The sequence below is a fragment of the Bifidobacterium mellis genome (assembly GCF_000967265.1).
In the GTDB taxonomy this organism is placed as follows: Bacteria; Actinomycetota; Actinomycetes; order Actinomycetales; family Bifidobacteriaceae; genus Bombiscardovia; species Bombiscardovia mellis.
Genome location: NZ_KQ033889.1, coordinates 1 through 1,358 on the forward strand (window position 1 = coordinate 1; position 1,358 = coordinate 1,358).

A 1,358-nucleotide genomic window follows, 5' to 3' on the forward strand; every position below is an offset into this window, starting at 1 on the left:
GGGCCTATAGGAACTAAACGCGTTGTTTTAGGTTCTGTGTGTGGGTTTGGTTGTGTGTTGGTCAGAGTGTGGTGTTGGGGTATCTGACTGGTGTGTGGAACTCGTTCCAGTTGATGGCGGTGCCGTAGTGTTCGGGCTCGTCCTGTTCCTGTCTGGTTTCCCGTTTGGGTGCTGGTTGTGGCTGGTGGTGTTCGTCCCTGTTCAGGCTGGCGGGGTCGGGGGTTGTCGGTTTTCATGTAGCAGTGCCATTCGCAGGCGCGTCTCATGTGGCTCTCGGGTAGGCCGTGGTGTTGCAGGAGGGTGCGTTTGATGGGTGGGTTGACTCCTCCTTCCAGCCGGTTGGTGGTGCGTTCCACTGGCCCGCCGGCGGTGAGTTCGGGTTCCAGGAAGGCGAAGAGCTGCCTGTCTTGGAAGAGGTGTTCGGGCCTGCGGTAGCAGCGGCGGAGTTCCTGGTGGGTCCACCACCAGGATTGGTGGCTGGCTTTGGGGTTGGCTGGGTCGTCCTTGGCCATGGTGCGTTCGTCGATGAGGGTTTTCCATCTTTCGTGCCAGGCGTTCAAGGCCTCACCCCGACGCACCGCTTCCTCGATGGTATGGACCCGGGTGAGCTGGTCGGAGAGTCGCTTGGGTTCCTTGCCGGCCTGAAGTCGTGGTTTGAGTGTCGGGTCGGTTTTGGTGTTGCGTTGCACGTGCACCAGGCGGCGTTGGATGCGCGTGCCCGGCAGCAGGCATGGCAGGCTTTCTGCACGCCGCGAAGGCCGTCGGTGATGAGCACGTCGGGCCCGGGGATGCGGGAGGACAGGGCCGTGCAGGCCGCCGTGTTCTCCTGATGGCACCACTGCCGGTCGATGACCTGGCCCGTCTGCCCGTCGATCGCTATCAGGAGGCACCAGCCGTGTGCCATATACGTGCCGTCGGCCATGAGCGTGTGATGGACCACCCCGTCCGGTGTGATTGCCGGCTTGATGTTCCAGCACCAGCCGACCCGTTTACGCCAGGCCCTGGCGCCCATGGCCCCCATCTGTTCCCGGGTCCTGCCCGTCAGCAGCCGGTCCAGGAACTCCCTCAACTGCGCGGCGCGGGCCCGGTCCTGCCTGCGCGCGGTGGACGTGATCGAGCAGGACGGACACATCCGGCGCTGCGTGCCTGATCTGTTGCGCCCATGCCTGCGCATCCGCCCATGGCATATGGGGCAATGCCTGGCCCTCTTCGATCTGGTTCTCATTCCCCAATCGAACAGGAACGGGCACCCCTGCAAGACCCCTATTAACAACCCGACCTATTAACAACCACCCAACACGCTTACAGCCACAAGGCCAAACCCCCAACATAAACAACGCGTTTAGTTCCTATAGCCC

1 pseudogene is annotated in these 1,358 nt (G+C 62.5%); it reads right to left on the reverse strand.

What is annotated here, in order from left to right:
• Positions 1–61: 61 nt before the first annotated feature.
• Positions 62–1,225: pseudogene (locus JF70_RS08895) on the reverse strand (IS1249 family transposase).
• Positions 1,226–1,358: the final 133 nt, after the last annotated feature.